Source organism: Carnobacterium sp., assembly GCF_032094055.1.
GTDB lineage: Bacteria > Bacillota > Bacilli > Lactobacillales > Carnobacteriaceae > Carnobacterium_A.
Window position 1 is genome coordinate 6,286 of sequence record NZ_DAMDAK010000001.1, and the last position, 7,558, is coordinate 13,843.

The window sequence follows — 7,558 nt, forward strand, 5'->3', positions numbered from 1 at the left end:
GTGCATCGGTTTGATAATCTAGAGCTGAAAAACTATCATCGAATATATAAATATCTGGTTTTTTTATAATCGCTCGAGCGATCGATAACCGCTGCTTTTGCCCACCCGACATATTACTGCCGCCTTCTGCTAAAAGCTCTTCGTATTGATCTGGTTTGGATAATATAAATTCTTTTGCTTGTGAAATATCTGTTGCTTGTTCAATTTCTTTTGTAGATGCATTCCATTTACCGTACCGCATATTTTGAGAAATGGTTCCGGTAAAAAGCAGCGCCTTTTGAGGGATAAAGCCGATTTTTTTTCTTAAGGCGCGAAGTTGATAATCCCTTACATCTACTCCATCAATCAAAATACGGCCTTTTGTCACATCATAGAAACGCGGAATCAATTGAATCAGCGTTGATTTTCCACTCCCAGTACTTCCAATAAAAGCTACTGTTTCTCCTGGTTCAGCTGTAAAACTAACATTTCGGATAACAGGAGATTCAGTATTTCCCGGATAAGCAAAGGTAACATTTTCAAATGCAATATGCCCATGAATAGCTGTTTCCGTTACTCCACCTTCATTTTCATCAATGGACGGCTTCGTTTGCAACACTTCTTCTATTCGTTCAGCAGAAACAGCAGCACGCGGGTACATCATAAATACATTCGCAAATAGCATAAATGAAAAAAGGGCATGAAAAATATATTCTATAAATGCAATTAAGCTACCTACTTGTAAACTGCCTTTTTGGATCTCCACAGCTCCCAACCAAACAATTGTTGCTAGAATCAAATTAAAAATAATGGAAAAAACCGGCATGGCTACAGCCATTAATTTAAACAGCTTTTTTGAAACAGCTGTGTATGCTTGATTGACCTTAACAAATCTTTTTTCTTGAAAAGCTTCTTTAACAAATGCTCGAATAACTCGTAAACCAGTTAAATTTTCACGTAAATTCTGATTGATGTTATCTAAGTTTGCTTGTTGAGTTTCTGATAAAGGTTCTGAACGCTTAGCGATCAGCCAAACAATTGCAAGAAGAAAAGGAATAGCGATTAAGACGACATAAGAAAGTGATGAACTTGTACGCACAATCATAATAAAACTAGAAATAAACATAATAGGCGTCATCATACCTTGTCTTAATACCATCTGTAAAAAGGTCATAATTTGAAAAGCATCATTTGTCGTTCTTGTTACCAATGAAGACACACCAATTTGATTAAATTCACTATGTGAAAAAGCTTGTACCGACATAAATATATCATTTCTAATGTCTCTCACAATATTAGTCGTGATCCTACTGCCTGCGTAAGCAAGCCCAATGAGTCCCGCTAGACCTATAACAGCAATCACAATCATCCATATTCCATAATATGTAACAACTGAAAAATCATTCATAACGATTCCTTTATCGATGATCAAAGCTAGTAAAGTGGGCAACCCTAATTCAATAAGAACAAACCCGAATACACAAATAAAGTTTAAGAGTAATAACCCTTTATAATTCCTTAAATAACGCCACATTAATTTCATCTATTCATCTCCTTTTAAAAATTAAGGGTGTAATCATTCCAATAATATAGCATAGTTTAAGGAAAAGGAACATTCTTACTTTATTTTTTATCAGAATACATAAATTTATCAGCTTTTCTTCAAGATTGAACGTAGTTTCTATACTTACTTATTGAATTATGGTAAAATGATACTATCTGTTGTGAGACTACCACAACCACCAGTTCGGGAAAAAATATTATAAAGTATTTTATTGTTCGCTTACTTTAACATGCTGCCCATTTTTTCTATATTGTTTTTCCTATATAAAAATAAGACAAAACTGATGTGGTTTTATCTAATCATCACTGACTACTGTAAGTCGATGGTTTTTTCATTATGCAACAAAAATATCACCAAATAAATGATTACTAACACAACTCATCATGAATGATGACAGTTAAAAGGAGAGAAAAAAATGATTTTTAAAATCACTTATCAAGAAACAAAAGTAAGAAATCCAAAACGGGAAGAAACTAAAACACTTTATCTTGAAGCTGAAACTAGTATAGAAGCCCGTTCAATTGTTGAACAAAATACCCCCTTCAATATTGAATTTGTTCAGCCGCTTGAAGGAAAACATTTAGATTACGAACAAAAGAATCCGGATTTTACTATCACGGAGTTTTCTAAATGAAACTTTCTATAAAAAACAATGAAGCAGCCGTCTTTGCCATTGGGGGTTTAGGTGAAATTGGTAAAAATACTTATGGTGTTCAATTTCAAGATGAAATTATCATTATTGACGCTGGTATTAAATTTCCCGAAGACGACTTATTAGGAATTGATTATGTCATTCCAGATTATAGTTACATTGTCCAAAATATAAATAAAGTAAAAGCATTAGTCATTACTCATGGTCATGAAGATCATATTGGCGGAATCCCGTTCCTTTTAAAACAAGCTAATATTCCTATTTATGCTGGCCCGCTTGCAAGTGCCTTAATTCGTAATAAGTTAAATGAACACGGATTATTACGTGATACTGAATTACATGAAATCAATGAAGATGCGGTCATTAAATTCCGTAAAACGAGTGTTAGCTTTTTCAGAACAACTCATAGTATTCCTGAGGCTTATGGGGTTGTCGTTAAGACACCGCCTGGCAATATTGTAGCAACAGGCGATTTCAAATTTGATTTTACTCCCGTTGGCGAACCAGCTGATCTGCATAGAATGGCTAAAATTGGAGATGAAGGTGTCTTGGCTCTGCTTTCAGATAGTACAAATGCTGAAATTCCAAATTTCACTAAATCTGAACAAGTAGTAGGAGAATCTATCACAAGTATTATGCAAAAAGTGGAAGGACGAATTATATTCGCAACTTTTGCTTCAAATATTTCCCGCTTGGAACAAGTTGCTAATGCAGCAATTAAAACGGGCAGAAAAATTGCTGTTTTCGGTCGAAGTATGGAAGCTTCTGTCGCAACAGGCCGTCAGCTAGGTTATATTACAGCTCCAGATGACATATTTATTGAAGCACAAGAATTAAATCGACAACCTGCTAACGAGACAATTATTTTATGTACTGGCTCACAAGGAGAACCAATGGCAGCTTTAAGCCGAATCGCTAACGGTACACATCGACAAATTTCGGTACAACCTGGTGATACAGTCATCTTTTCTAGTTCGCCGATTCCGGGCAACACTGCTAGCGTCAATCGGGTGATTAACTTGCTATCCGAAGCTGGAGCAAATGTGATTCATGGAAAAGTCAACAACATCCATACTTCTGGTCATGGTGGACAACAAGAAGAAAAATTAATGCTGCGGTTAATAAAACCTAAGTTTTTTGTCCCTGTTCACGGAGAGTACCGGATGCAAAAAATTCATGCTGGTTTAGCTGAACAAGTAGGTATTCCAAAAGAAAATTGTTTTATTTTAGAAAATGGCGATGTTCTTGCTCTGACAGCTGATTCTGCAAGACGTGCTGGACATTTTGATGCTGGCGATGTTTATGTAGACGGTAAAGGCATCGGAGATATTGGGAATGTTGTTTTACGTGACCGCCGTTTGCTTTCAGAAGAAGGTTTAGTTGTGGTTGTGGTAACGATTGATTACAAAGCGAAAGAAATTTTAGCTGGACCAGATATTTTATCACGTGGCTTTATTTATATGCGTGAATCTGGCGAATTGATCAATGATGCTCAGCGAGTAATTGCTCGTGGTTTGAGAAAACTACTCACTACTAGCGAAGACACCATTACTGAACAAATGGTTAAAGCAACCATTACTGAAAGTCTTAAACCGTTCTTATATGAAAAAACGGAACGCCATCCAATGGTTTTACCAGTTATTATGCCGGTATAAAAGATATAGGATTTGGCTTCCGAGCCTGTTTAAGAAAAATAGTTATAAAATAAAAAGAGGAGTTGGGACTTTTGTCCCAACTCCTCTTTTTATCTCTTTAGTCTTCTTGATCAACAAAAGTATAAATAGGTTCATCCTTTTCCACATTAAAATCAACTTGTAAATCATATCCACTAAAGAACCACTCATCATTTTTTTCAATAAAATACAAAACTCCGTTAATTTCTTCTTTTACAAGAGCATCTTCAGGCTGACCTACAGCCATTCCTACAGAAAAACCTTCATGAACGTTTGTTTTTCCATAAACCTTGCCTAAAAACCGCACACCGCTCTCTGGAGAAACCCCAACTTCATTTTCAAACCACTCAATAGCTGCTGGTGTTAATTCTATTTTCATGTGTTAGTTTCATAAGTACTCTTTACTTATGAATCCTCCTTTCAATCCACTGACTTTCTAGTAATAGTTTAACATACCTCAGCCAAAAAAACAGGTACTGAATTTGTACGCTATTAGCTTTAAAAGCAAAATCAATCAATATGACTACTGAATCAAATGGTGCTTAAATGCATAGATAGCTGCTTGCGTCCGATCATCGACATCTAACTTCGCTAATATATTGGAAACATGCGTTTTAACTGTTTTTAATGTAATAAATAGAGCGTCTGCAATTTCTTGGTTTGAATTGCCTTGTGCGATCAAAAGTAGGATTTCTTTTTCTCGTTTAGTTAAGTCTTCATGCAGCTGATGAGTTTGCTTTTGAGAAAATCGCACCATCATTTTACCTGTAACTTCTGGTTCTAAAATAGTTTCTCCCTTATAAGTAGAACGGATAGCTTCAGCTATTTCGCTAGCGGTAGAGGTTTTTAGTATATAACTAGCAGCCCCTGCTTCAAGAGCTGGATAGACTTTTTCATCATCAATAAAGCTAGTCACAATAATAATCTTCGCTTCTGGCCATTCAGTCATAATAGCTTTAGTTGATTCGATACCATCCATTACATCCATTACTAAATCCATCATAATAATATCCGGTCTTAATGCTAACGCTTTTTCATAGCCAATTTTTCCATTTTCTGCTTCCCCAATCACTTCAATATCTGATTGGATAGATAAATAGGATGAAACGCCTAAACGCACCATTTCATGATCATCGATCAATAACACTTTTATCATTCAGCCTCGCTCCTTTTAATGAGAGGTATTTTGATTTCTATACTTGTTCCTTTATTAATGAAACTAATAATTTTACAGGTTCCGCCCATTCCATTTACTCGTTCTTTGATATTTTCTAATCCATAGTTCCCTGCTTTTTTATCATCAGGATTAAATCCAATACCATCATCAATCACTCTTAATAATAACGAATCAGGAAATTGATGTAAATAAACTTCTAGTTCTTTTGCTTTTGAATGCCGTAATGTATTTGAAAGGAGTTCTTGAACAATACGGAAAAGGTGGTCTTCCATACCAGTAGCCAACAGTACATCATCAATTTCCCAGGTGAGTTGGATTTGTATTTTTGTTTTTAATTCAGTTAATAATTGCTCAATTCCTTTTTTCAACGTTTTACCTTCTAAATTAATAGGTCTTAAATGCAGTAACAACGCTCTCATTTCCGATTGTGACTCGTTAATAATACCTTCTACCATCTTTAACTGTTTTTGTAATCCAGTATCGGAACTCTCTACTTGTTCGTTAATAGCTGATAGCATCATCATAGCAGCAAATAATTGTTGACTAACAGAATCATGTAGTTCTCTGGCTAGGCGGTGTCGCTCAATCTCCAGTATTTCTTCTTTTGTTTGCCCATCAACTAATTTAGGCAAATTGCTTTGATCTTGTACTTCTTTTGATAATTCAAGCAGCTTCATACGAATAGCAGACAAAGAAGCTTTTATATCTTCTAAATAATCGATCTCTCCCTCTGTATCCGTTAAGAAATCTTCAAAATATTCCGGTAGGTAGTTTCCACTTGCGAGTAATCGAAGCGTCTCTTCTAATTGATGCCACTCTCTGCGCTGATTGACATAAATCAGCAATGTAGTAATCAAACCGATCAATAAAGCTAATCCTATCAGATAAAGTAAATAAGGAATATGTAGAAACCTTGCCGTAAAAATATCAATATGCCAGGTTTCAGGAGAAAATGCATACCCATAACATAAGGATACACCAAGTAAAATCAAAAATGAAAAAAAAGCAATCTGAATAAACCGCATTTTGATATTTTCTTTTTTCATATTGAAATCACCTCTAAATCTCCTATTAGAACAGTTGTAATCAGTTTTAATTTTCGAGAACTCTCGTCAAATTGCTGACTATATAATTTAACGGATTCGTTATTTAAAGCGTATGTTTCTCCTTCAAAATTTACTTTCCCTTTAAACGCACTATGTTCAACCATAATTCCAATACCAGCTGGTACTAGAATGCGCGTTTTTCCAAATCCTTTGCGGATCACCACATAACTCTCATTTTTCGGTAAAAGCGTATTTCCAATATCCACTATCGTATCTCCCATAAATACAGTAAAGTTGATATCATCCCATTCGTATACGGTATTTCCGATTCGTTCATTCCCAAGCCATTTCCGCTTGAATCGTTTACCGTCTTTAGGTAAAGAATCAGTTGTTTCTACGACAATGATGTCTTTTTCTTGCCATGGTACATTTTCAAAATTCAACGAATGGAACTTCGAAAATAAATTTCCCCCAGTAGTTGTGAAAAATAAGATAGCACAAATCAACATGAACCAAATCGCACTTGTCGATAAAAGAGCCATTAAAATCAAAAAACCACCAATCACTAAATAAGTTTGCTGTTTAGAATTTCTTTTTACTTGTTTACTACGCAATAAAATGAAAGCACCTATAATAATAAAAGCTAAAGTACCGATGTTACTGAACGCTTCATATATTAACCACAAGAGCAATAGGGCTTCAATTAAAATAAATAATTGCCATTTTTTATTCATCTTACGCTTCTTTCCTTTCTCAGTATTGCTGTAGGATACAACAAGTATAGGTTACGCGCTTAAAACAAGCAGCCAGCTAAAGCATGAATTTCTCCTACAACTAAAGTCTGATTTTATCAAAAAAATGGGTTGTATAACATTTGACGTTGATCAGTAATGAAACTGATTTTCTTCTCATTCAAAATGATTTGGAAATACATCTCAAAAATTTTTGGAGGAAGAGGGAGTTGCTTGTAGCCATGGAAAAGGATACAAGGAGAATTACTTAGCGTTAGGCTTTAGCCTCTACGTTAAGTTTGAACTTGTAAGTTTTGAGACACGTTCTTCGGCTCAAAAAGGTTCCATGGCTTTCCACAAGCAATCCCGTAGTCCGGAGGAAATTTTCTTACCAACGCCAGAAAATGAAGAACCAAAAAATGAATAAAAACAGCAACACTTTACAAAAAGGTTGCTGTTTTAGTCAATTTATTATTCAATACTAGAAATCTTAATAGTCATATCGCCACCTGGAGTTGAGATGACTACTTCGTCTCCAATTTTCTTGCCTATTAGCGCTTTTGCAATCGGCGAATCATTTGAAATACGACCACTAAATGGATCTGCTTCTGCACTTCCGACAATTGTGTATTCTTCTACATCTCCATCAGGCAATTCAACAAATGTTACTTTGCGTCCTAAAGACACTTCATCTGCTGCACTATTGGAATTATCAATAATTTCAGAAAAACGCAGC

Annotated in this window: 8 protein-coding genes; 2 read left to right on the forward strand and 6 right to left on the reverse strand. The window is 35.2% G+C overall.

All coding sequences use genetic code 11. The features are described from left to right. A partial coding sequence (locus RT405_RS00050; RefSeq protein ID WP_313466674.1) for an ABC transporter ATP-binding protein occupies window positions 1-1,522 on the reverse strand: 1,522 nt, incomplete at its 3' end. 436 nt (window positions 1,523-1,958) lie between these two features. On the opposite strand from RT405_RS00050, the gene RT405_RS00055 reads away from it, so the two are divergent. Further along, window positions 1,959-2,177 carry a DNA-directed RNA polymerase subunit epsilon gene (locus RT405_RS00055; protein WP_313466675.1) on the forward strand — a complete coding sequence of 73 codons (219 nt, stop codon included), beginning with the start codon at window positions 1,959-1,961 and terminating at the stop codon, window positions 2,175-2,177. Continuing rightward, on the forward strand, window positions 2,174-3,850 hold the full coding sequence (gene rnjA / locus RT405_RS00060; protein WP_313466676.1) for a ribonuclease J1: 1,677 nt from the start codon (window positions 2,174-2,176) through the stop codon (window positions 3,848-3,850). Before RT405_RS00055 ends, rnjA begins: the two co-directional genes overlap by 4 nt. Before the next feature lie 97 nt (window positions 3,851-3,947). On the opposite strand, the gene RT405_RS00065 is transcribed toward rnjA, so the two are convergent. From RT405_RS00065 to RT405_RS00085, 5 genes are all read right to left on the reverse strand, one after another. Further along, window positions 3,948-4,247: an iron-sulfur cluster biosynthesis protein gene (locus RT405_RS00065; protein WP_313466677.1), complete on the reverse strand. Its 300-nt coding sequence runs from the start codon at window positions 4,245-4,247 to the stop codon at window positions 3,948-3,950. 144 nt (window positions 4,248-4,391) lie between these two features. Further along, window positions 4,392-5,024: a response regulator transcription factor gene (locus tag RT405_RS00070; protein WP_192987090.1), complete on the reverse strand. Its 633-nt coding sequence runs from the start codon at window positions 5,022-5,024 to the stop codon at window positions 4,392-4,394. Beyond that, window positions 5,021-6,091 (reverse strand): sensor histidine kinase, encoded by a 1,071-nt coding sequence (locus tag RT405_RS00075; protein WP_313466678.1) that lies wholly within the window; start codon window positions 6,089-6,091, stop codon window positions 5,021-5,023. The genes RT405_RS00070 and RT405_RS00075 overlap by 4 nt, the downstream gene beginning before the upstream one ends. Continuing rightward, window positions 6,088-6,825: a cell wall-active antibiotics response protein LiaF gene (liaF, locus tag RT405_RS00080; RefSeq protein ID WP_313466679.1), complete on the reverse strand. Its 738-nt coding sequence runs from the start codon at window positions 6,823-6,825 to the stop codon at window positions 6,088-6,090. Before liaF ends, RT405_RS00075 begins: the two co-directional genes overlap by 4 nt. Before the next feature lie 468 nt (window positions 6,826-7,293). Next, window positions 7,294-7,558, reverse strand: a 265-nt coding sequence (locus RT405_RS00085; RefSeq protein WP_313466680.1) for a GreA/GreB family elongation factor, incomplete at its 5' end; no start/stop codon positions are given.

Coding starts and splice junctions, on each gene's coding strand:
- RT405_RS00070 (WP_192987090.1), bottom strand. CDS start 5,024: ATGATAAAAGTGTTATTGATCGATGATCATGAAATGGTGCGTTTAGGC.
- RT405_RS00075 (WP_313466678.1), bottom strand. CDS start 6,091: ATGAAAAAAGAAAATATCAAAATGCGGTTTATTCAGATTGCTTTTTTT.
- rnjA (WP_313466676.1), top strand. CDS start 2,174: ATGAAACTTTCTATAAAAAACAATGAAGCAGCCGTCTTTGCCATTGGG.
- RT405_RS00055 (WP_313466675.1), top strand. CDS start 1,959: ATGATTTTTAAAATCACTTATCAAGAAACAAAAGTAAGAAATCCAAAA.
- RT405_RS00065 (WP_313466677.1), bottom strand. CDS start 4,247: ATGAAAATAGAATTAACACCAGCAGCTATTGAGTGGTTTGAAAATGAA.
- liaF (WP_313466679.1), bottom strand. CDS start 6,825: ATGAATAAAAAATGGCAATTATTTATTTTAATTGAAGCCCTATTGCTC.